This window comes from Neptunicoccus cionae, assembly GCF_002860325.1.
GTDB classification, from domain to species: Bacteria; Pseudomonadota; Alphaproteobacteria; order Rhodobacterales; family Rhodobacteraceae; genus Amylibacter; species Amylibacter lutimaris.
In genome coordinates this window covers 300,122-322,693 of the sequence record NZ_PKOJ01000002.1, presented here as the reverse complement: position 1 = coordinate 322,693, position 22,572 = coordinate 300,122, and the positions used below count along the sequence as shown (strand labels likewise).

The 22,572-nt window shown below is 58.5% G+C and carries 22 protein-coding genes and 1 riboswitch; of the genes, 11 read left to right on the top strand and 11 right to left on the bottom strand.

Annotation, left to right across the window (positions count from 1 at the left end; all coding sequences use genetic code 11):
* Positions 1–39 precede the first annotated feature (39 nt).
* On the top strand, positions 40–876 hold the full coding sequence (locus C0U40_RS07450) for an alkaline phosphatase family protein (protein WP_101655127.1): 837 nt from the start codon (positions 40–42) through the stop codon (positions 874–876).
* A gap of 191 nt (positions 877–1,067) precedes the next feature.
* Here the strand turns inward: C0U40_RS07450 and C0U40_RS07445 are convergent, their stop codons facing one another.
* Entirely contained in the window at positions 1,068–1,673 is a 606-nt protein-coding gene (locus C0U40_RS07445) for a sulfotransferase family 2 domain-containing protein (RefSeq protein ID WP_101655126.1), read from the bottom strand.
* A gap of 24 nt (positions 1,674–1,697) precedes the next feature.
* A complete protein-coding gene (locus C0U40_RS07440) occupies positions 1,698–2,615 on the bottom strand; it encodes an alpha/beta hydrolase (RefSeq protein WP_101655125.1) in 918 nt (305 codons plus the stop codon).
* Positions 2,616–2,957: 342 nt separating this feature from the next.
* Here C0U40_RS07440 and C0U40_RS07435 point away from each other — a divergent pair, with 342 nt between their 5' ends.
* Positions 2,958–4,301: a lyase family protein gene (locus C0U40_RS07435; RefSeq protein ID WP_101655124.1), complete on the top strand. Its 1,344-nt coding sequence runs from the start codon at positions 2,958–2,960 to the stop codon at positions 4,299–4,301.
* On the opposite strand, the gene hpaR is transcribed toward C0U40_RS07435, so the two are convergent.
* The 3 genes from hpaR to C0U40_RS07420 form a co-directional block, all read right to left on the bottom strand.
* Positions 4,298–4,726, bottom strand: a complete 429-nt coding sequence (hpaR, locus tag C0U40_RS07430) for a homoprotocatechuate degradation operon regulator HpaR (protein WP_101655123.1) — start codon at positions 4,724–4,726, stop codon at positions 4,298–4,300. The genes C0U40_RS07435 and hpaR overlap by 4 nt on opposite strands.
* 98 nt (positions 4,727–4,824) lie before the next feature.
* Positions 4,825–6,363 carry a trimethylamine methyltransferase family protein gene (locus C0U40_RS07425; RefSeq protein ID WP_101655122.1) on the bottom strand — a complete coding sequence of 513 codons (1,539 nt, stop codon included), beginning with the start codon at positions 6,361–6,363 and terminating at the stop codon, positions 4,825–4,827.
* A gap of 254 nt (positions 6,364–6,617) precedes the next feature.
* Positions 6,618–8,021, bottom strand: coding sequence for a pyridoxal phosphate-dependent decarboxylase family protein (locus C0U40_RS07420; RefSeq protein WP_101655121.1), 1,404 nt, complete (start codon positions 8,019–8,021; stop codon positions 6,618–6,620).
* A 289-nt stretch (positions 8,022–8,310) separates the two neighbouring features.
* On the opposite strand from C0U40_RS07420, the gene C0U40_RS20300 reads away from it, so the two are divergent.
* On the top strand, positions 8,311–8,436 hold the full coding sequence (locus tag C0U40_RS20300) for a hypothetical protein (protein WP_286134841.1): 126 nt from the start codon (positions 8,311–8,313) through the stop codon (positions 8,434–8,436).
* A gap of 6 nt (positions 8,437–8,442) precedes the next feature.
* Here the strand turns inward: C0U40_RS20300 and C0U40_RS07415 are convergent, their stop codons facing one another.
* Together C0U40_RS07415 and C0U40_RS07410 are read right to left on the bottom strand one after the other, a co-directional pair.
* Positions 8,443–9,261, bottom strand: coding sequence for an isocitrate lyase/PEP mutase family protein (locus C0U40_RS07415; protein ID WP_101655120.1), 819 nt, complete (start codon positions 9,259–9,261; stop codon positions 8,443–8,445).
* Positions 9,262–9,281: 20 nt separating this feature from the next.
* Complete coding sequence (locus C0U40_RS07410; RefSeq protein ID WP_101655119.1) at positions 9,282–9,695, bottom strand: nuclear transport factor 2 family protein; 414 nt, start codon at positions 9,693–9,695, stop codon at positions 9,282–9,284.
* 260 nt (positions 9,696–9,955) lie between these two features.
* Here C0U40_RS07410 and cysS point away from each other — a divergent pair, with 260 nt between their 5' ends.
* From cysS to C0U40_RS07390, 4 genes are all read left to right on the top strand, one after another.
* Positions 9,956–11,326 (top strand): cysteine--tRNA ligase, encoded by a 1,371-nt coding sequence (gene cysS, locus C0U40_RS07405; protein ID WP_101655118.1) that lies wholly within the window; start codon positions 9,956–9,958, stop codon positions 11,324–11,326.
* A 118-nt stretch (positions 11,327–11,444) separates the two neighbouring features.
* Entirely contained in the window at positions 11,445–13,067 is a 1,623-nt protein-coding gene (cimA, locus tag C0U40_RS07400; protein WP_101655117.1) for a citramalate synthase, read from the top strand.
* A gap of 39 nt (positions 13,068–13,106) precedes the next feature.
* Positions 13,107–14,090, top strand: a complete 984-nt coding sequence (locus C0U40_RS07395) for an alpha/beta hydrolase (protein WP_101655116.1) — start codon at positions 13,107–13,109, stop codon at positions 14,088–14,090.
* Entirely contained in the window at positions 14,087–14,884 is a 798-nt protein-coding gene (locus C0U40_RS07390) for a phytoene/squalene synthase family protein (protein WP_101655115.1), read from the top strand. Before C0U40_RS07395 ends, C0U40_RS07390 begins: the two co-directional genes overlap by 4 nt.
* A 26-nt stretch (positions 14,885–14,910) precedes the next feature.
* Here the strand turns inward: C0U40_RS07390 and C0U40_RS07385 are convergent, their stop codons facing one another.
* The 3 genes from C0U40_RS07385 to cobA form a co-directional block, all read right to left on the bottom strand.
* Complete coding sequence (locus tag C0U40_RS07385; RefSeq protein ID WP_101655114.1) at positions 14,911–16,119, bottom strand: MFS transporter; 1,209 nt, start codon at positions 16,117–16,119, stop codon at positions 14,911–14,913.
* 66 nt (positions 16,120–16,185) lie between these two features.
* Positions 16,186–17,451, bottom strand: coding sequence for a cobyrinate a,c-diamide synthase (locus C0U40_RS07380; protein WP_101655113.1), 1,266 nt, complete (start codon positions 17,449–17,451; stop codon positions 16,186–16,188).
* Positions 17,451–18,302, bottom strand: a complete 852-nt coding sequence (gene cobA, locus C0U40_RS07375; protein ID WP_101655112.1) for a uroporphyrinogen-III C-methyltransferase — start codon at positions 18,300–18,302, stop codon at positions 17,451–17,453. Before cobA ends, C0U40_RS07380 begins: the two co-directional genes overlap by 1 nt.
* Positions 18,303–18,460: 158 nt before the next feature.
* On the opposite strand from cobA, the gene C0U40_RS07370 reads away from it, so the two are divergent.
* From C0U40_RS07370 to C0U40_RS07355, 4 genes are read left to right on the top strand one after another with little or no spacing between them, the layout of a single operon-like run.
* Positions 18,461–19,516, top strand: coding sequence for a cobalt-precorrin-5B (C(1))-methyltransferase (locus C0U40_RS07370; protein ID WP_101655111.1), 1,056 nt, complete (start codon positions 18,461–18,463; stop codon positions 19,514–19,516).
* On the top strand, positions 19,513–20,244 hold the full coding sequence (locus tag C0U40_RS07365; RefSeq protein WP_101655110.1) for a cobalt-precorrin-6A reductase: 732 nt from the start codon (positions 19,513–19,515) through the stop codon (positions 20,242–20,244). Before C0U40_RS07370 ends, C0U40_RS07365 begins: the two co-directional genes overlap by 4 nt.
* A complete protein-coding gene (locus tag C0U40_RS07360; protein WP_101655109.1) occupies positions 20,241–20,873 on the top strand; it encodes a DNA-3-methyladenine glycosylase family protein in 633 nt (210 codons plus the stop codon). The genes C0U40_RS07365 and C0U40_RS07360 overlap by 4 nt, the downstream gene beginning before the upstream one ends.
* Positions 20,870–21,529: an alpha/beta hydrolase gene (locus C0U40_RS07355; RefSeq protein ID WP_101655428.1), complete on the top strand. Its 660-nt coding sequence runs from the start codon at positions 20,870–20,872 to the stop codon at positions 21,527–21,529. The genes C0U40_RS07360 and C0U40_RS07355 overlap by 4 nt, the downstream gene beginning before the upstream one ends.
* 63 nt (positions 21,530–21,592) lie before the next feature.
* Here C0U40_RS07355 and C0U40_RS07350 read toward each other — a convergent pair whose 3' ends face one another.
* Complete coding sequence (locus C0U40_RS07350; protein ID WP_101655108.1) at positions 21,593–22,288, bottom strand: glutathione S-transferase N-terminal domain-containing protein; 696 nt, start codon at positions 22,286–22,288, stop codon at positions 21,593–21,595.
* Positions 22,289–22,459: 171 nt separating this feature from the next.
* Positions 22,460–22,536: riboswitch (SAM riboswitch) on the top strand.
* Positions 22,537–22,572 lie beyond the last annotated feature (36 nt).

Below are 22,572 nucleotides of genomic sequence, written 5' to 3'. Positions count from 1 at the left end.
TGCGTTGGTGTAACGGACGAACAATGCGGGGAGACAGCGATGAACAACAAACTGCTACTGATTATTCTGGACGGCGTTCCTTGGCGCAACTGGGGCCGGTTGTTTGGCAATCTGGAAGGCCATGTTGACGCGGGCAATGCGCAAAAATGGAAGATGCGCTCTGTTCTGCCTTCGATTTCAGCAAGTTGTTATGCCTCGATCCATACTGGCGTTGTGCCCGCCGAGCATGGCTGTACCGGAAACGGGAATGTTTTCCGCCTGAAACATCCTGACGTGTTTTCGCAGGTGCGTCAGGCTGGCGGGGTAACGGGGGCCGTTGCCCATTCCTTCTGGTCCGAATTCTTCAACCGTTCGCCTTTTGATAATGTTCGGGACGTGGAATACGACGAGCCGGAAAGCGAAACGATCAACCACGGGCGCTTTCACACAATGACAGGCTATGGTCGTGCCAACCAGATGACGCCCTGTGATCTGGACCTGTTTGGCACGCTGACCAATCTGTGTATGCGGTTCGGGCTGGACTATGGAATGCTGCACACCTGTACGCTGGACAGTATGGGGCATCGCTACTTTCACGAAAGTGAAGAAATGGACGGTGCTTGTTTCATAATGGACGAGATGCTTGCGCCCTTCCTGCCAAGATGGCGGGCGGCGGGTTATGAGATCATTGTGACGGCAGATCACGGGCAGGACGAAAGGGGCCATCACGGGGGCCGATCCGCGCTGCAACAGGAATTTGCGCTGTATTACTTCGGGCAGGGGCAGGGGCCGTCTGCAGATACAGTACTGGAGCAGGTTCAACTCGCGCCTACGATCCTGACGCGGTTAGGGGCAGAAGTGCCTGAAACCATGAAAGCGAAGCCGTTTCTGACCTGACGGATAGGTAGCGTAAATCGCTGGTGACTGTGACGGCCGCCTTGAAAGGGTAGGGGCTGTTTTTAATGGGGAAAATTTATGGCACAATAATTGTGAAACTTCATTTAAGACGCTTCATACATGAAGCTTCATATATGACGCGTCTTGAATGAAGCTTCATATTTGCAGGGTGATCGGGCGGCGCGGCACCCCTATATATTGATTTTTACAGCAGCTTCGGGCAGGGCGCGATACCAGTCAAAAGCCTCCGGAAAGGCGGCTTCGTAGCCTGCACGATGAACGGAATAATCGGTTTCAGCAACGGCAGCGGATACATTCAGATGCGGCAGGGCGAAGTCTTCGCCGTAGATGTTGCGCAGCAGGGTTTCAAACGCGCCGAGGTTTTCGTATTTGTGAATGATGTCGACGGACTCTCCGCTGCGGTTGTCGATGCAGAACAGGTTGTCCAGAAATTCCATCGCCCAGCCGCTTTTGCCGGAAATGAAGTTGTTCAGAAATGTTTCGAAATCCAGATGCCCGACGTAGCGGGGATCACCTTTCAACTCCGGTCGGGCGCGGAATTTATACCAGCTGACGGCCTTGTTGAACGGCTCTCGTACCACGGTGATTGTGGTAAACCCTTTGGTGCGTAAGGGCTGCTCCATCCGCTTGTAACGGGTAAAATCCACATGTTTAAGTACCGGATTGCCATTCATCCGCGCCATGCCTTTGATCTGACCAAGAGCGCGTTCCATGGAGGTAGACGCAACCTTGCGATTGGAAAGAAACACCAGTTTGCGTTCGTAGTCGATCATCATGGTCGGGGGCCTGTTACTGACTGATCAATATGGCCAGTCCCGCTGCCGTAGCGCGTTCAGAGCGGCGATGACCCTGTCAAAGCTGTCCCGTGCCCGTTTGACGGTATGACGCCCGCGCAGGTAGCCGTGAATCAGACCTGTTTCATTGAACCAGACCACCTTGCAACCGGCGGCTGTCAGAGCATCGCGGTAGTCACGACAACCGTCTGTGATCGGGTCGCATTCCGCAGATATCAGAACTGTAGGGGGCAGATTCGAGAAATCGGTGTCCTGAAGCGGCACGGCTGTAGGATCATTTGTGGGTTTTGGCCCGTCATAGCGCACACCTTCATAGAACAGGATTTCATCCCGTGTCAGCATGGGCGCATTGGCGTGGGTCAGAAAGGACCCGGCATCAATGTCCCCGCCAAGACCCGGATAGATCAGAACCTGACCAATCAAACGCGGTTCGTTGCGCAGCCGGTGGCTGACCGTCGCACCGAGATTGCCACCGGCACTGTCACCAGCAAGGATGACCGTTCCTTCGCGGGTCGCCAGAATGTGTTTTGTCGCTGCAAGACAGTCGTCAAACATGGCAGGGTGTTTATGCTCCGGCGCCATCCTGTAATCCACCGAAACCACATCCATTCCGGTGCGCTCACAAATTTCGGCGCAGACATCGTCATGAGAGTCGAGCCCCCCGACCACAAAACCGCCGCCGTGGAAATACATCACGGTCGTTTCAGAACCGCCGCAAGTGTACTGGCGCGTTGGTATATGGCCGATCTTCTCGTCCGTTGCACTGACGCCATCCGGATAGCCGGTGAAGAAGGCACGGCACATGGTATCGTAGATTTCACGTTGCTGTTCGATGGAGCTTTCCACCGTATCCGGCGGATAATACTCGGCTGTTTTATTGATGAAATCCCAAGTTTCGGCGTCGATGTGCTTTGAATAATCCATGCCTCAACTTAGGACCGGTTGCAGAGCGCCGCAAGACTTTCCTAATGAATGGTTAACCTTGAAGCTTCATTTAAGAAGCTTCTTATATGAAGCTTCATATGTGCAGTATGTTAACCGTGTTTAGGTATTAATATCAGTATCTTGGAGTGTGGTAAAATCCGGCGTTCCCGAACATTTTAAGTCCCAATACAGGCCCCCCGCACCGGTCTCGGGTAAGGCAGCCTGCTGTGCACACCCCCAAGGTGACGTTAGGACGATCCTGTGCATTCTTTCTTAAAATTCGGGATGACCTTCGGAACTGCAAAATGTATGGTCGCGCCAAAATGAAAGACAGGTGCGAATATGGCGATTTCTCTGGCCGAAGGGCAAATGTTTAAAGGTTTGTTCGGGGATAGCGAACTTTCGGTGTTGTTTTCTGACAGCGCCGAGGTCCGCGCAATGTTGCTGGTTGAAGGGGCGCTCGCTTCGGCACAGGGCAAGCTTGGCACGATCCCGCAGGAAAGCGGAGAGATCATCAATCGCATGGCGCGTGAAGTGCTGATCGATCCCGGACATCTGGCCGCCGGTATTGCGCGGGACGGAGTGGTAGTGCCTGCGCTGGTTTCGACTTTTGCAACGGAAATGCAAGCCCCCGAGCACAGCGCCTATCTGCACAAGGGGGCGACCTCGCAAGATATTATAGATACAGCACTGGTCCTGCGTCTGCGTCGCGTGCTCGATATTCTGGACGCACGGCTTGTATCATTGCTGGATACGCTGGCGGCGCAGGCCGAAGCCTTTAAATCCATCCCTATGGGCGCGCGGACGCGCCATCAGATCGCCACGCCGACAGCACTCGGAGCGCGAATTGCAGGCTGGGGGGCGCCGTTTTTGCGCCACCGCCAGCGGCTTGCGGAACTGCGCCCTCGCGTGCTGGTGGTCTCGCTCGCCGGTGCATCGGGCAATCTCTCTGCATTTGAAGGGCGGGGGATGAAAACGGCGGATGCGCTTGCGGACGAGCTTGGTCTTGGTCGTGCGGACTTACCGTGGCATTCGGCGCGGGACGGAATTTGCGAACTGGCAAACTTGTGCGGATTGATCTGTGGATCGCTTGGCAAGATGGCGCAGGACCTTTTGCTGTCAGCACAGATCGGGGACGGCCTGCGAGCCGGTGCCGGTGGCGGATCCAGCACGATGCCACACAAAGCCAATCCGACCGGAGCAGAGGCGATGCTGGCACTGGCCCGGCAGGGGCAGGGGCTTGCCGCGCAGGTCGCAGGCGCGGCGTTTCACGCGCAGGAGCGGGACGGTGCCGCATGGTCGCAGGAATGGCTGTCCCTGCCGTCCCTGATTGTGGCCACGGGGGCAGCCCTGCGTCACGGAATCGCGCTGTCGGCATCCCTAAGCGTGGATCCGGACAGGCTGGCACGTGTATTTGAAGAGACAAACGGTCTGATGATGGCCGAAGCGGCGAGTTTTGCACTGGCGGAACACATGCCCCTTGCGGATGCCCGTGCGCTGACCAAATCGGCCTGTGCCAAAGCCGCTGAAACCGGCGAGCCCCTCCGCGCTGTCATGGCGCGCGAAACAGTTCTTCCGATTGACTGGGACCGTGTGTTTGACGCGCAAACCGCCCTTGGCGAATCCGCAGAGATTGTGGGACGGTTTTGTGCTTTGGTGGCGAAGCAGAAACCGGAAAACGCCTAAAACTCTGACAGTTTTTTCAACTTGTTCAACAGGTTGATCATCTGCGGTTTCCCGAAATGCTCTTCCAGATCTTCATAGATTTTCTGGGCTTCCGGCGCAATTTTGGCAATAACATCCTGGCCCGGACCGGCCAGATGAATGATCTGTTTGCGCCGGTCCGTGGGGTGCTGTTCACGGCGGATCATCTGGCGCTTTTCCAAAAGAGAGAGAATACGGGTCAGGCTCGGCGTGAGCACCATGCAGCGTTCCCCGAGTTCGGTGGGTTCTAACGGGCCGACTTCGTCCAGGATGCGCAGGACCCGCCATTGTTGCTCTGACAGGTCGTGTTTTATCAGGAAGGGCCGTATCCGGCACATCACGGCCTCTCGCGCGCGGAGCAGCATAATGGGGAGGGATTCATCTGTCTTGACGAAGAATTTGCTCATGTAGAGATGTGCCTGTCTGAAACTATCTAACAGGTTCACTATAGCTCCTGACCCCGCAATGGAAAGATTTGTTTCTCACACGGGGTCAGGTAAAAAGTTTACGCGGGCAAATGTATCCGGAAAGCCTCGCGGATCGCCGCATCGGTTTTCGGATCAAACCGCGCTTTGGACGGCTCGGCCAGAATTTCATTCTTGCGTTTGATGGCTTTCTGGATCAGGTCAGGCTTGCCCAGTTCCGCCCATTCCTTCGGAGAACTGCGGTCCCCGAGTGCAGGGTAGATGTATTCCGTCTGCATCAGCGACAAGGTCTGAGCCGACCCCAGATAATGCCCCGGACCTTCCAGACAGACCGAGCGGATGACATCGAGAGAGACGGTATCTTCGTTGACCTCGATCCCGCGGACGCAGCGCAGGGACTGGCCCAGAAGATCGTCCCCGATGATCAGGCTTTCAAGACAGAACCCAAGCAGGGAGGCGTGCATCCCGACGGATTCATAAACCATATTCAGACCGGCCAGCCCCGCCATGACGTTGGAATGGGCCTGTTCGTATCCGGCCTGCATATCGGGCATCTTTGCATCTGCTATCCCGGCCGCCGCACCGCCGGGCAAGCCGAGGAAGTGGTGCATCTGCGCGCAGGCCGCGGTCAGCAGGGCTTGCTCGCCGGAGCCGCCCGACATGGCGCCGGTGCGCAGGTCTGACACGAACGGCCATGTGCCAAAGACCGTGGGATGTCCCGGTGCCATAGCGTTGACATAGACCATACCGGCCAGACATTCCGCCACCGCCTGCACAATGGCGCCCGCGATCGGGGCGGGGGCGGTGGCCCCTGCCTGACCTGCTGAAAGCAACAGCACCGGCATTCCGCCGCGCACACAGTGTTCCATCACCTCACAGGATTCCGTTGCGAATTTCATCGGTGGAACGACGAAACAGTTGGAGTTTGAGATGAAGGGTCGGGCACGAAAGGCGTCCTCGCCTCCGGCTATTTCATAAATCAGCTCGAAGGCGCCCTTCATGAAGGAAGGCTCGGTGAATGAGGTGCCAACGTGTTTCGTCGTGCCCGAACAGCAGGCATAGATCGTGTTCAGGTCCATTTCATAATTGTCGGGAATGTCGCGACATACCATCGGGCGTTGCAGAAAGTGGACGTTGTCGAGCCGGTCGACAATCCGCGCCGCATCATAAAGATCCTGCACGGTGCATTCGCGGTAGTCGTTGTTTTCTACATCCACCAGATGCACTGCAGCGCCTGCGGTGCCGTAATGAACGCGGTTGCCCGACAGGATCATATCGTGTTTCGGATCGCGCCCGTGCAATGTGACAGTGCGGTTGGCTTTGGCGAGCATGTCTTCCACCAGCGCAGGGGGGAAGCGGATGCGCCCGTCATCGCCCAAAATGGCGCCAGCTTTGGTCAGGATTTCCACGCCCGAAGGCGGTGCGTCGGCAAAGCCGATCTGTTCCATCGCGTCGAGTGCGGCCTGATAAATGCGCTTTTCAGCGGCTTCGGAAAGGGGTTTGTATCTGCCACCTTCCATACCGGCGCGGACCGGACGGATGGCATCAGTAAGAGGGGCCGCGCGCAGGGCCTGACGTGCGGCGCGGCCTCCTGAACGACGGGATTGTGTATCTGACATAGGGTATTTGCCTTGAAAGCTTCGGATCGGGTTCTAGCGGCTGTATTCCCGTGGCGATCCTCGCGCCGCGCGACCGCGATCCGCACCTATGGTGCGTGAAATCAATGCTGTCATCCAATCAAGGTCGATCATGGCGGCAACTCTCCCGAACTGGTTCAAGCCTGCGCCGCAAAAAGCGGGCAGGCTTGTCTGTTCGCGTCAAAAACGTCGTTTTCGGGAGTTGGACGGGCTCGGGGAGAGCCCGCCTTGTGCCTTTAGGTCGAAGCTGCCAGTTCGGTAATCACGTCGTAGGCTGTCATCACGTCGTCGCGGGTACAATCGAACTGCCCGGCGGTGAACCGGATGACGTAGCGCCCGTCATGCAGGGTTTGGGTCAGATAGATGCGGCCGTCATCATTGATCCGCTGCAACAGATCTGCCGAAGCCGCGTCTGCGTCCTTGCCCTCGGGCGTGAACTGGAAGGTAAAGAGGGCGAGTCTGCTGTCTGTGGTGATTGTGAAGTCTGGATGCGCGCGCAGTTTGGATTCCAGCTCTTTCGTCCAGGCCACATGGTTGCGGATGCGGCTACGCAAGCCTTCCAGCCCGTAAGCGCGGATCAGGAACCAGAGCTTTAACGCACGGAAGCGACGGCCAAGCGGCACAGTCCATTCGTTGAAATTCGTGATCTCCTGCGCTTGGGGCGTTTCCAGATAGGAGGGGCGCAGGCCCATAGTGCGGCGCTGGATGTCCGCGTCCCGCAGGAACTGGATGGAACAGTCGAAGTTCGCGCCCAGCCATTTGTGAGGATTGAAAACGATGCTGTCGCAGTCTTCGGCGCCGGCCCAGAGCGGGCGGAATTCGGGACAGATCATGGCAGAACCGGCCCATGCAGCATCCAGATGGGTATAAAGATCTTCGGCCTTAGCGATTTTGATCAGCGGAGGCAGGTCATCACAGGCACCGATGGAAGTGCCGCCGGTGCACAGGACCAGCCCAGCAGGTACATGGCCGGCTGCACGGTCGGCCGAGATTGCAGCTTGCAACGCTTCCGGGTCCATTTGATAGTCCGCGTTGGTGGGGATCTTGACCAGATTTTCCTGACCGATACCTGCGACCCAGCAGGCTTTGTCTACAGAACTGTGTACCTGTGCAGAGCAGTAGATCCGAAGGCGGCCCTGACCGGACAGGCCCTGATCGTTACCGGTGAACCCGGTGGCCCGTTCCCGCATCGTCAGAACAGCAGAGAGTGTGGCGCTGCTGGCGCTGTCCTGAATGACGCCTTTGAACGGCTCTGGCAGCCCCATGGCCTGACGCAGCCAGTCGATCATGACTTCTTCGATTTCGGTGGCCGCCGGAGAAGTCTGCCAGAGCATGCATTGGGAGGCTATGGCATTGGTCAATTGCTCTGCAATCATGGAGGCAGGTGCGGCGTTCGACGGGAAATACGCGAAAAAGCGCGGATGTTGCCAATGGGTAATTCCATCCGGCACAATCCGTTCAAAATCCGCGATAATGGCTTCCATATCTGTCGCCTGTTCGGGCGGTGTGGCGGGAAGGCGTGCTGCGATTTCACCCGGCGCGGTTTGCGCGCGGACGGGTTTGTCCCGCAGCGTGGCGAAATGGTCTTCGATCCAGCGGGTCGCGCGGTTGGTCCATTTGGCGTAGTCGGAATATTTCATCGTGTCATCTCGCTAACGTGTTAAGTACATGCTAGCGGTTGGAAGGGAGGCTGGCAAGGGGGTGATTGTCCTGCCTGCGAATGTACGAACGCGGGGGCACGCGGTGTGTATCCCGATTAAGACCCTGCAAATATGAAGCGTCATAAATGAAGCTTCTTAAATGAAGCTTCAGCGTTAACCGGATTTTAGGTAAATCGCGGTTTTCTGTCCCTTGTGGCGTCCGGAGGCACTTTCGGATGCCCGCTGCATATGCACCTGCAAGATCCTTTCCTGATAAGGAGCCTCGAAGATGCTCGAATACCGGCGCGATAAGTTCGCCAAAACCTACGCTGCCTGCAACGGCGCCAACGTGCGGATTCGCCGCGGGAACAATCCGTTCCACTTCGGCTCGGCCTATACACGTTCAGCGGCCTGAAATGCGCTAACTACCGAGCATCCCGTCGATCTCGGAACCGTTTGCCGCATGGGACAGTGCACTGAAATCCCCGTCCTGCAGGAACGGTTTTGCGGCATCCAGAATCGCCTGATGGGTCACACGGGCCAGTGCGGAGCCGAGTGAAATCCGCGCGACGCCCATCTTGGCATAATCCGCACGGGTCAGCGCGGTATATTTCGGCCCTGAGGCCAATGCGTTGATCGGGGCAGGGATTTCGCGGCAGATCCGTGCAAGATCGGCAGTCTCCCGCGGGATCGGTGCATAAAGACAATCTGCTCCCGCTTCCACAAAAGCGTGCAGGCGGCGCAAGGCTTCTTCGATATCATACTGCCTGTTCAGGATGCCATCCGCGCGGGCTACCAGAACAAAATCATGGGGGAGAGCGCGGGCCGCGGCGGCAGCCGCCTTGATGCGTTCAACCGCCAGTTCAAAACCGTACGGGGTGGCATCGGGCAGGGCGGTATCTTCGATCGAACAGCCTGCCAGACCGGCTTCAGCCGCCATGCGTACCGTTTCGGCCACTGTTTCCGGCGCGCTGCCATAGCCGTTCTCCAGATCACCCGAAACCGGCAGGTTCGTAGCGGCCACAATATCCTGTGCATGGGACAGGGCCTCATCCCGCGTAACGCGCCCCATATCGGGCCGCCCGAGGGTAAAGGCATGACCGGCAGAGGTGGTTGCCAGCGCCTGCGCGCCGAGCGCTGCCAGCATTTTAGCGCTTCCCGCGTCCCATGCATTGGCCAGAATAAAAGGGTTTCCCGGCTGGTGGAGTGCGCGGAACGCGGCGCCGATGTCCTTTGTCATGTGAAACCCTCCCTGTTTTTTTAGTGGATCTGCGCGGCATCAACACCGCATTGTTCTGCGTAATCTGCCGGATCGAACCAGCGTCGGGATTGCGCGATCTTCAAATCCTCTGTCAGTGTCCATTCCTCCCAGCCGCTGATTTTGGCGAATTTCGCGTTGTCGGCGTGATGGCCGTAGAATGTCCATGTCACCACGGCATTATGCCCAGAAATACGGATGTCGTCGCACATCATATGCAGGTCCGCAAAGGTTTCGAACAGCTTGCGGGTTGCTCCTGAGATTGCCTCTGTCCCCTTTGCAACTGCACCGCCGTTTATCGATATCCCGCCCTCGGGTGTGAAATGGCCGGCAACAGCCGCGCCGTCGTGAGAGGTCCAAGCCTTGGCATAGCTGTTGGCGAGATCGACGATTTTGTCTTTATTCAGGGGCCGCATTTTTTTTCCTTTTTGAAGCTGGCCCAACCTAACAGGCCGCACGAGCAGCGTCTATGCGGCGGCAGCGCGTAATAGGGCATCGAATCTGTTCTTGCCTTCCGCGCGGGGCGCAGTATGGTCGCCCTATGAGAGACCAGAGCATTATCTGCTGCATTTGTATTATCCGCTGACAGTGTCAGGCGGGCGGCTTCTCTATTCCTAAAAGTGATTTGAAATGCTAGGTCCGCCGCAAGACTGCTCTGCGCGCGCAAGGACGACCTATGACGACGATCAAACTCTATAACACTAAAACCCGCAAAAAAGAGGTGTTCACGCCTCTCAAAGCCGATGACGTGCGGATGTATGTCTGCGGACCGACGGTCTATGACCGCGCCCATATCGGCAATGCGCGGCCGGTTATTGCGTTTGATGTGCTCTACCGCCTGCTGCAGCATGTATATGGCAAGGATCATGTGACCTATGCGCGGAACTTCACGGATGTGGATGACAAGATCAACGCCCGTGCAGCCGAAACAGGGCGCTCTATCCGCGAGATCACGGATGAGACCATCGGCTGGTATCTGGAGGATATGGGGGCGCTTGGCAATCTGGAACCGGATCACGCGCCACGGGCGACGGAATATATTCCTGAAATGATCACGATGATCGAAGGTCTGATCGACGCGGGGCATGCCTATGCGGCAGAAGGCCATGTGCTGTTCGCGGTGGAGTCTTACAAGAATTACGGCTCTTTGTCGGGACGTTCGGTGGATGACATGATCGCAGGGGCGCGGGTCGAAGTTGCGCCTTACAAGCGCAATCCGATGGATTTTGTGCTGTGGAAACCGTCCGATGCGGCAACGCCGGGATGGGAGAGTCCTTGGGGCTATGGCCGTCCGGGGTGGCATATTGAATGTTCGGCCATGTCGGACGCGCTGTTTGGCAAGCGGTTTGATATTCACGGCGGCGGGCTGGATCTGGCCTTTCCTCACCACGAGAACGAAAAGGCGCAAAGCTGTGCCTGCGGGTCGGAGGATGATTTTGCGCAGGTCTGGATGCACAATGAAATGTTGCAGGTGGAGGGCAAGAAAATGTCCAAATCCCTGGGCAATTTCTTTAGCGTGCGGGAACTGATTGATCAGGGCTATCCGGGCGAGGTAATCCGCTTTGTCTATCTGAGCACGCACTACCGCAAGCCGATGGACTGGACGGATAAAAAGGCGAAAGAGGCTGAAGCGACCTTGCGGAAGTGGTATGCGCAGGCAGCACAAGCTGTGGACAATGCAAAGCCGAACCAAACGGTTCTGGATGCTTTGGCGGATGATCTTAACACTGCGGGGGCGTTAGCCGAGATGCACCAGCTGTCCCATGCGGATGATGTAGCCTCTTTGAGGTGGGGCCTGTCGGTGCTTGGTCTTCTAAATGGCGAAATTCCGGACTGGGCCAGTGACCGCGATCCTTTGCTTGGCACGCTGGAGGCGAAAATGACCGTGTTGCGGTCGAAGGCGATGGAAACCAAGGATTTTGCAGAGGTGGACGCCCTGAAATCCGCATTGACCGAAGCAGGGGTCAGCGTGCGCATGTCAAAAGAGGGTGTCTCACTGGAACCGGCTGTGGGCTTTGACGCCTCTAAACTGGAAGGGCTGGTGTGATGAAGGTTTTTGCAACACAGGCCAGCGCAGACCTCGGGCGGCGCGAATGCGCCTCCCATGGGGGAGGTCGGCGCAGGCCGTGCGGTGCACGGCCAAGATTCAAGTATGAGGTGGCACTATGACTAAAGAGCGCCTTTACCTTTACGACACGACTTTGCGGGACGGGCAACAGACGCAAGGGGTGGATTTCACGGCTGAAGACAAAACCCGCATTGCCACGGCTCTCGACAGGCTCGGGATTGACTATGTCGAAGGCGGCTGGCCCGGTGCCAATCCCACGGACAGCGATTTCTTTGATGCGGCCCCCAAGCTTTCCACTTCGGTGTTTACTGCTTTCGGGATGACAAAACGCTCCGGCCGTTCTGCCGCGAATGACGAGGTTCTGGCAGCGGTGATGAACGCCAATACGCCTGCGGTGTGTCTGGTGGGAAAGACCCATGATTTCCATGTGACCAAGGCTTTGGGCATCTCGCTTGACGAAAACCTCGGCAATATTCGGGAAAGCATCAGCCATATTGTGGCGCTGGGGCGGGAAGCGCTGTTTGACTGCGAGCATTTCTTTGACGGGTATAAGGCAAACCCCGACTATACCATAGCGGCGGCGAAAGCGGCTTATGATGCAGGCGCGCGCTGGATTGTTCTGTGTGACACCAATGGTGGCGCCCTGCCGGATGAAGTGCGCAACGCTACCAAAGCTGTGATCGCAGCCGGTATTCCGGGGGATCATCTGGGAATTCACACCCATAACGACACGGAAATGGCTGTGGCCAATACGCTGGCGGCAGTGGATGCGGGGGCGCGCCAGATTCAGGGCACGCTGAACGGGTTGGGCGAACGCTGCGGCAATGCCAACCTGACAGCCCTGATCCCGACGTTGCTGTTGAAGGAGCCTTACGCCAGCCGGTTCGAAACCGGCGTTTCCGCTGCGGGGTTGAAGACTCTGACCCAGTTGAGCCGCATGCTGGACGATATTCTCAACCGTGTCTCCCATAAATGGGCTGCTTATGTGGGGGCGAGTGCTTTTGCCCACAAGGCGGGGCTTCACGCCAGTGCGATCCTGAAAGATCCGACAACCTATGAGCATGTGAATCCTGCGCTGGTGGGCAACCAGCGGATTATTCCCATGTCCAACCAAGCGGGCCAAAGCAACCTGCGCAAACGGCTGAAGGATGCGGGGATTGCCGCGCCGGAAGGGGCGCAGATGCTGGAAATCCTTGACGAGATCAAACGCCGCGAGGATCAGGGCTATGCCTATGACAGTGCGCAAGCCTCATTTGAAATCCTTGCCCGTCGGGTGCTTGGTATCCTGCCACGGTTTTTTGAAATCATGCGCTACCGTGTGACGGTAGAGCGGGCCAAGGCACCGGGGCAGGAGCGTAAGACACTCTCTGAAGCTGTGGTCGCAGTGAATATCGGCGGGCAGAAACACCTATCGGCCAGTGAGTCTATGGATGAAACAGGCAACGACCAAGGTCCGGTGAACGCCCTGTGGAGGGCGCTGGAGCGGGATCTCGGCCCCTATCAGGCGATCATTGACGATATGCATCTGGTGGATTTCAAGGTGCGGATCACCAATGGTGGCACCGAGGCTGTGACCCGTGTGGTGATCGATTCCGAGGATGGCGAAGGCCGCCGCTGGTCTACGGTCGGGGTGTCGGCCAATATTGTAGATGCAAGTTTCGAGGCGCTGGTGGATGCGATCAATTGGAAACTGCTGCGGGACGGTGCGGTGCCTGTTTAGGCTGCTGCTGCAAGGCGTGGGACAGAGGAGAAGTCTGGAATGGACGTGCTTTTGACGTTGGTGCGCTTAGCGCTGGTCTCGGCTGCGATTTACCTGCTGATTGCGGGTGGATTGATCCTGTCACAGCGGCCTTCGCCCGCGACGGGGGCGGGGCTCGATTTTGACAAATTGCAGGTTGGCGGCGATGCGGTAGAGCCTGTGCGATACACGGCGCGGGACGGGGCAGAACTGGCGGTGCGGGTGCATGGCCGGTCGGACGCAGAGGGCGGGCTTAACCCCTTGGTGGTGCTGGTACACGGCTCGGGCGCACATGGTGCCGCATACGACGGGCTGGCGGCAGAAGTGTCTGCGCTGACGGGCGCACAGGTGCTGGTGCCGGACCTTCGCGGACATGGCGTCAACCCGCCGCCCAATGGCGATGTGGCCTACATCGGGCAGTTGGAAGATGATCTGGCGGATCTGGTGGAAACCTATCGTCAGGACGGACAGAAACTGGTGTTGATCGGGCATTCCTCCGGCGGAGGACTGGTGGTGCGTTATGCCGGTGGACCGCATGGAGACACACTCGACGGGGCGGTTTTGTTCGCGCCTTATCTCAAATATAACGCGCCAACCATGCGGGAAAATTCCGGTGGTTGGGCGCAGGTGTTGACCCGCCGTGTGATTGGTCTGAGCATGTTGAACGCTGTGGGGATTACGGGGTTAAACGGGATGACAGCGATCACCTTCAACCTGCCGGAAGGGCCGCTGTCGGAAACCATGACAGGGGCGTACTCCTACCGTCTGAACACGTCTTATGCGCCCCGTTCCGATTACCTTGCGGATGTGGCGGCCCTGCCGGAGTTTCTGTTGATTGCAGGGGCACAGGATGAAGCCTTCAGAGCAGATCAATACGAAGCGGTGCTGTCGGGGGCCAATCCCAAGGGGCACTACCAGATATTGCAGGGGGTCGGGCATCTGGATGTGATCCGCCAGCCGGACGCCATTGCGAAAACCGCCGAATTTATCAGGAATATTAAATGAGCCTGCAAGACGACATTGCCAGTTGCGCACAGACCGTTCACTCGGGCGATCCGATGCGGTTTCTCTCTGCCATGACAGCCAGCGGTGCGGATCGGGATGCGCTTATGGTGCTTTACGCCTTCAACGTCGAAGTGTCCCGTGCGCCTTGGGTGACAGAAGAGCCGATGATTGCGGAAATGCGCCTGCAATGGTGGATTGATGCGGTGGAAGAGATTTTTACCGGCGCGACAGTGCGCAGACATCAGGTTGTGACGCCACTGGCAGAACTTGCGGCGCGAAAGCAACTGCCCCGCGCGCGATTTGATGCATTGATCGCCGCGCGGCGCTGGGACATTTATAAAGAGCCGCACGCAGATGATGCGGCGCTTTGGGCCTATTTGGCGGACACAGCGGGCGGTTTGATGGCGCTCGGCGTTCAGGCGGTCGACGGCGGGTCATTAGATGAAGAAACGCTGGAAGCGGCGCATCGTTATGGTACGGGCTGCGGCGCTGCGGCCCTGTTGGAAGCTGTGCCAGCGCTGGAGGCGTCAAACCGCTATCCTCTGGTGGACGGAACCGCGCAGGGCGTAACCGCGTTTGCTGCCACAGCGTTAGAGCAGTTAGAGGCGGCGCGGCGCGAGCTTAAGACCGTGGCGCGGCCGAAACGTGCGGCGCTTCGTTCCGGTTGGCTGGCGCACGGGGTCTTGCGTCAGGCGGTCCGTGAGCCGGTTTTGGTGGGGGCAGGAATGCTTGGCCGCTCGGATGCGGGGAAACGGCTGCGACTGATGGGACTGGCCGCAACCGGCGGGTTCTGAGTATTTAGGGAACATTGAAGCCTGTTTTAAGCTTCCTTGCGCTTAAACATGGCGAGCCAGACGAGCGCCCCGAACGCCAGCATCAGGAAGGGGATCATCGCAAGGTTCACGGCGTTCCAGCCCTGAATGACACTGCCGCCCGAGCAGTTCATCAAACCGCCAGATGCCAGCGACGCCACTGTGACCATACCAAAGACCAGAAAGTCGTTCATGCCCTGCGCTTTGCCCCGTTCTTCGGGGGTGTGAGAGGTGGCGAGCATGGCGGTGGCGCCAATAAAGCCGAAGTTCCAGCCGATGCCAAGCAGTGCGAGGGCGATGAAGAAGTTGCTGAGCTGGACGCCTGCCAGTGCCACAAGGCCGGCGCACATCAGGATAAACAGGCCGGTGCCCATGATCTTTTCGACGCCGAAACGGGCGATCAGGTGGCCGGTAAAGAAGCTTGGAGCGAACATGGCGAAGACGTGTGCAGTGACGATGTTGCCCGCATCCCCTTCTGTAAAGCCGCAGCCGACCACCGCGAGGGGGGTGGAGGTCATCACCAGATTCATCAGTGCATAGGAGACCATCGCACAGATGATTGCGGTCGCGATCCGCGGGTTTTTCAACAGTTCCATCCGGCTCCGGCCGCCGTAGGGTTGGTCTTTGTCCACCGTCACTGGCGAGGATTTGAGGAAGGGAAAGATCAGAAAACCGACGCAGTTGAGCGCGAAAGCTGCGGCATAAACACCAAGGAAAGGAATGGCCATCGCCTCAAAGCTGGCGGCACCCAGTTGCGGGCCGATCACGGCAGATAGCAAGCCTGCGGCCATGACGTATGAGATCGCTTTGGGCCGGTAATCATCCGAGGCCAGATCGGTTGCTGCGAAGCGGTAAAACCCGTGGGCGGACATGTAGATGCCGGTGAGATAGGAGCCTGCCAGCAGCCAAGCAAAGGAGCTGACGTAAATCGCATAGGCGCAGATCAGAGCGCCCGCGGCGCCGCCAGTGGCACCGAGCAGGAACCCTGCCGTCCGCCCGAAGCGTTGCATGAATTGGGACAGCCATGGTGCCGTAGTCATCGAGCCGAATACGATCATTGAAATCGGCAGGGTGGCAAAGCAGATATTGGAGGCAAGTTTCTGCCCTGCCAGCCCGGAAAACGTAAACAGGAGGGGCATTTGTGCGCCAAGAACCGCTTGTGCAATAATCAGGATGAGTACGTTGCGTTTGGCGAATGAGGTCATGGAATCTGTCATGGGCAAAGCGGTAGCTTGCTTTCAATAGGAAGCCAAGCAGATAGTTAACCTGTGGTGCAGTTTGCCTTAAGACGCAGCGCGATCAATGACATGGGCAAAGGAGCCCGAGATGGTTCCTGCGCGCAGGCCCATGGGGGGCAGGGCTGTGCCTTCCGCATCGGTTGCGCTGAACAGCGGGTCTCCTGTCGCTTTCAGGGTTGTGGCGTAGTGAAACTCATGGGCTTTGAGCGGGGAGTCCCACAGGCCGCCACAAGGCGACAGATTGCGATAGCCAAGGTGCAGTTTGCGGCTGGCAAAGCTGGTTTCCAGCCCGAGCAAGCCGGCCATGCGGTGACGGGTGCCCGAGGCATCAACCAACCCGTCACCAAGCACCATATAGCCGCCACACTCGCCATAGATCGCAGGGGATTTGCGCAAGCCGGTCATGAATCTGGTGTTGGCAGCCAGTTTTCCTGCATGGAGTTCCGGATAGCCGCCGGGCAGAAAGACCAGATCGCATTCTGGCGGGGCTTCATCGGCGAGGGGGGAGAAGAAAGAGAGTTCGGCACCCTGATTGCGCCAGTCCTGCAACAGATGGGGATAGGCAAAGGCAAAGGCGGTATCGGCGGCGACGGCGATCCGCTGGGCCGGTGGCGGCAGGCCGGTGGCGGTGGATTGCGGCATTTGCAGGGGGGCGGTCAGGTCCAGCAAGCTCTCCAGATCGATGGACCCTGCCACGACTGCTGCAGCCTGATCCAGAAAAACTTCGAGATCGGGGTGTTCCTCGGCCTGCACCAGCCCGAGGTGACGCGAAGGGGTTTGCAGGCTTCCCATCCGGTGGACCGCGCCGAGCACCGGTATGCCCAAAGGCGCGAGAGCAAGTCGCAACATCCGTTCATGGCGGGGGGAGCCGACTTTGTTCAGGATGATACCTGCAATGCCGACGTCGGGGTCCAGCGTGGCGAACCCTTTGGCTACGGCAGCGACAGATTGGGCCTGATGGGAGACATCGAGGATTAGCACAACCGGCAGGTTCAGGATGCGGGCAAGATCGGCCACGGCTCCTTTTCCGTCCGGCGGCGCACCGTCAAACAGGCCCATTGCCCCTTCAATCAGGAGCGTGTCAGGACCGGCGGCGAGGTTGCGTATGCGATCTGCTGTCATCGCCCATGCATCGAGATTGAGACAATCTGCACCGCTGGCGGCGGCGTGAAAGCGCGGGTCGATGTAATCGGGGCCGGATTTGGCCGAGCGGACAGCAACGCCCCGCTGTTTCAGCGCCCGCAGGATGCCCAAGGTGAGCGTGGTCTTGCCGCTGGCCGATCCGGGCGCGGACAGGATGAGACCGCCCATCAGGAAGCCTCGGCGGGGCGGCCTCTGCCTAGGGGATCGGTGTTGCGGGGCGCTTCGCCTTTGGCCATCGCCATCCAGTCGAGCGTCTGGCGCATCAGTACAGAGCGTCCGACGCAGATGATTGCAGGAGGCGTCAGGCCGGAGGCGGCGAGATCGTCAGTCAGTGTGCCAAGGGTGGATTCGAGCACCTGTTGTTCGGGCGTGGTGGCGTTTGTGACCACGGCGCAAGGCTCTGACGCGGGGCGACCAGCGGCGAGCAGTTCTGCGGCGATGGGGGCGATGTGTTTCATCCCCATGTAGATCACCAGCACCTGCGAGCCTTGGGAAATCGCCTGCCAGTTCAGTGACGAAGGCGTTTCACCGGACTGGTCATGTCCGGTCACAAACGTCACAGACTGGTTTACATCGCGGTGGGTGACAGGGATGCCGGCATAGGCGAGACCGCCGATACCGGCAGAAATACCCGGGATGATGCGGATCGGGACGCCGTTCTGGACAAGGGTCTGGCCTTCTTCGCCGCCACGTCCGAAGACAAAGGGATCGCCGCCTTTCAGACGCAACACGCGTTTGCCCGATTGGGCGAGTTCTACCAGACGCAGGGAAATGTCCCGCTGTTTGGCGGAGGGTTTGCCGCCCCGTTTGCCCGCATATTCCAACGTGGCGTCCGGTTTGGCCCAGTCGAGAATCCGTTGATCCACCAGTGCATCATAGACGATGACATCGGCCTGTTGCAGCGCGTTGAGCGCATGGAGTGTCAGCAGGCCCGGATCGCCCGGACCCGCGCCGCAGAGCCAGACCCAACCGGGGTCCAATGCGGGCCAGTCGCCCGTGGGAAGAGGAATCGATGTCATGTTCGGGTTATGGACCCGAAGGGCGTTGTCTCGCAAGGCGGGTTGCGACTGAAATAGCGGAAAATGCGAAATAGCGGGGTGGGACGAGTATTTGTGGAACATTGAAGCCGCGCGTTTAATCAATTGCAAAAGCTGGGGGCGGGTTTTACCTGTATCAGATGGCTCGTAAACCTGTATCCGAATTGCGCCGTGGCTGGACCACAGGTGCCTGTGCAACAGCCGCTGTAAAAGCGGCATTGTTGGCGCTGTGGGGGGACGGGTTTCCCAAGGAGATCGGTATTACCTTGCCGCGCGGCGAAACGCCGGTGTTTCCGCTGGCCCATCAGGAACAGGGGGACGGCTGGGCCGAGGTGGGCATTACGAAGGATGCGGGGGATGATCCGGATGTGACCCACGGTGCGCTCGTTATTGCACGGGTGTCTGCTTCGGATGGCGGCGTTGTTTTCAAAGCGGGTGAGGGGGTTGGCACTGTGACCAAGCCCGGATTGCCGATCGGGGTCGGAGAGCCTGCAATCAATCCGGTGCCGCGCCAGATGATGTGTGCAGAAGTGGAGGCGCTGGCGCGTAAATTCGGGCGGCGTGGTGATGTGGTGATCGAGGTTTCTATTCCGGGCGGGGCGGAAATTGCGCTGAAGACTTGGAACCCGAGGTTGGGCATCAAGGGTGGTTTGTCGATATTGGGGACGACCGGCGTGGTGCGGCCGTTTTCCTGTTCGGCTTGGATTGCGTCTATTCATCGCGGCGTCGATGTGGCCCGTGCGGGCGGGCAGAGCCATGTGGCGGGTTGTACCGGGGCAACGTCCGAGAGGGTGGTGCAGGCGCTTTACGGTTTACCGGATCATGCCATGCTCGACATGGGGGATTTCAGCGGCGGTTTGTTGAAATACCTGGCAAAGAATCCGGTGCCACGAATGACGATTGGCGGCGGTATCGGCAAGATTACCAAGCTGGCGCAGGGGGCGGTGGATTTGCATTCCTCCCGTTCGCAGGTGGATTTCGAGGCGCTGAATGTAGTGGCACAGCGGTTGGGGCTTCGGGATGTTTCAGGTGCGAATACGGCTTTGGAGGCGGTAACGATTGCGGGGCCAAAGCTTGCCGAGGAAATTGCACGACTGGCGCAACAGCAGGCGGTGGCGCAACTGCGCGGGGCGGATGTTATGATTGACGTTGTGGTGATTGATCGGGCCGGTGCCATATTGGGGCGGGCTGCATGAAGCGGGTGCTTGTGCTGGCAGGAACCTCTCAGGCGCGGGAGTTGATCGGGGTGATGCCTGTGGGCATCGAGGTGACGGCCTCTCTGGCGGGGGTGACACGAGAACCGGTTGATCTGGGTTGTGCGACTAGAGTTGGCGGCTTTGGCGGTGTTGACGGGCTGGTTGCGTATTTGCGGGCCGCGCGGATAGACGTTTTAATTGATGCCACCCATCCATTTGCCGCCCAGATGACGCGACAAGCGGCGGAGGCTGCGACAGTGGCCGGCGTGGCCCATGTCATCCTGCAACGGGAGGGTTGGACACCGGAAGCCGGAGATGACTGGCGGTTTGTGGATGAATTTGACGCGGTGGCGGGGATTATTCCGGAAGGCTGCACCGTGTTTCTGGGGACAGGGCGTCAGACGCTGGAACAATTTGCGAATATGACCGGACGACGGCTGCTGTGCCGTGTAATTGATCCGCCGCAGCGGGATTTTCCCTTCGCGGGCGGGCAGTTTGTAGTCGGGCGTCCCCCGTTTTCAATCGAAGAGGAAGTGGCGTTTTTCAAGGGGGAAGCGGTGGATTGGCTGGTGGTCAAGAATGCAGGGGGCGCGCGGTCGCGCAGCAAGCTGGATGCGGCGCGGCAGTTGGGTCTGCCAGTGGTGATGCAGCGCCGTCCCGCATTGCCCGATGCGCCAGTAGTGCGAAACGTTGGGGATTGTCTGACGTGGCTGGCGGATCAAGGGTGAGCATCGGGCGGATTATCGAGACGGACGCCGATGTGGCTGAAGGGGCTGCGTGGCTTGCCGCGAGGAATGAACGTTTCCGCGCGGCGCTGGAGCAGACCGGGCCGTTGCCGCTGCGCCGCAATGGTGACGGGTTCGAAGCCTTGTTAAGTGCTATAATCGGGCAGCAGGTGTCTACCGCTTCGGCCAGTGCGATCTGGACACGGCTGGAGGCGGCCGGATTGCACCAGAGGGACAGGGTTCTGGCAGCGAGTGATGCAGATATCCTTGGCTGTGGATTGTCACGTCCCAAGCTGAGATACACTCGTGCATTGGCGGAAAGTGAACTAGATTACAGTGCGTTGCGCGGTGTTGTTGATGCGGATGTGATTGCTGCATTGTGCCGGATCACGGGGATCGGGCGCTGGACGGCAGAGGTTTATGCGCTGACATCTCTGGGGCGCGCGGATGTTTTTCCGAGCGGTGATCTGGCCTTGCAGGAGGCGGCAAAACTGCTGTTTGATCTTGAAACGCGGCCGTCCGAAAAGGCAATGGCAGCGATGGCAACAGAGTGGTCGCCGTGGCGGGCGGTTGCGGCGCGGCTGTTGTGGGCGTATTACCGCGTGGCGAAGAAGAGAGAAGGAATACGATAATGGCGCTGTTGGAAAGCCACAGACGGGCTGCGAAATCCGGTGACACGAAATCACTGGTGATTTTTGTGCACGGCTACGGAGCGGATGGGAATGACCTGATTTCACTGGCCGATCCTTTGGCGGAACATATGCCGGATACGGTCTTTTATGCGCCGGATGCACCGAACCGCTGCAAGATGAACCCGATGGGGTTTGAATGGTTCCCGATCCCGCGCATGGATGGTTCTACAGAAGAAGCCGCGCGGGCCGGTATGGAAGAAGCGGTGGCGCTGCTGGGGGACTGGCTGGTTGAAACGATGAAAGCCGAAGGCGTGACTGCGGCGCAAACGGTTCTGGTGGGCTTTTCCCAAGGTACGATGATGAGCCTGCATGTGGGGCCGCGTTTGTCGGATAAACTGGCAGGGATTGTCGGATTTTCAGGACGGTTGCTGGCACCCGAAGCGATTGGCGAAGTGGTAAACAAACCGCCTGTACTGCTGGTTCACGGGGATATGGATGATGTGGTGCCGCCAAGTTCCATGCCCGAAGCGGCTGAGGCGCTGAGCGGGGCAGGGTTTGAGGTTTACACCCATGTGTCCAAAGGCACTGCGCATGGTATCGCGCCGGACGGTTTGGGGCTGGCCTTGCAGTTCATGATGGAAAAACTGAAGTCCTGAAGCAGGCCATACTAGGGCTAAAGCAAAGCCAACCGGCTGAAAATCCGGTTGGCTTTTGTGTCTTTAGCGTTTGAACAGGTTGTTCTGAGCTTCCTTACCGCGGTTGTCAGAGCGCAGTTCTGCGTAATGGGCGCGACCTTTTTGTACGCCTTCGCGATCGGCGCAGCGTGCCAGCCACGCGGCGAGGTTGGGTTTGTCTTCCAGAGTTTGTTCCTGACCTTCCCAAAGGCTTGCCCAGGGCCAGATTGCCATATCGGCAATCGAGAAACTGTCGCAGACGAAATCACGCCCTTCCAGGCGGCGGTCGAGCACTCCGTAAAGACGGGCAGTTTCTGCGCGGTAACGGTCTTTGGCGTAAGGAATGTCCTGTGGCGGGTCCATGTGGGGCGCGTATTTTATGAAGTGGTGGCATTGTCCGGCCATAGGGCCAACGCCGCCCATCTGCCACATCAGCCACTGGTCTACCTCGATGCGCTGGCGTTCGGTTTCGCCGCAGAACCTGCCGGTTTTGCGGGCCAGATATTGCAGGATCGCGCCGCTTTCAAAGATGGATATTGGCGAACCGTCCGGCCCGTCCGGATCGGTAATGGCCGGCATACGGTTGTTGGGGGCGATTTTCAGGAAATCCGGCGCGAACTGGTCGCCTTTGCCAATATTGATAAGGTGGGTGTTATAGGGCAGGCCGAATTCTTCCAAGGCGATGGAGATTTTCCATCCGTTCGGGGTGGGCCAGTAGTAAAGGTCTATCGGGTCTTGCATTAGGGTTCTCCTTTGGGGGCAGAGTGATATGCAGGACATTATCGTGCAAGAGAACATTCGTGCGAATTTCGGGAAAGCGGGCAGTTCGTCGGTTCACAATCCCGTGGTGCGGCGATTTTTTGCATTCTCCTAGTGTTGTTCAGCCATTGACCGGCTTTTGTCGCTGGCGTATGGAAAATCCGTGGCGATTTGTAACCGGATTGTGGGCCACGTTAATCTTTCCACTAAAAGGTCGAGGTCTAAGAAGTTGCACCCCGATCGTCGTTACGGTTGGGGTTTTTTCT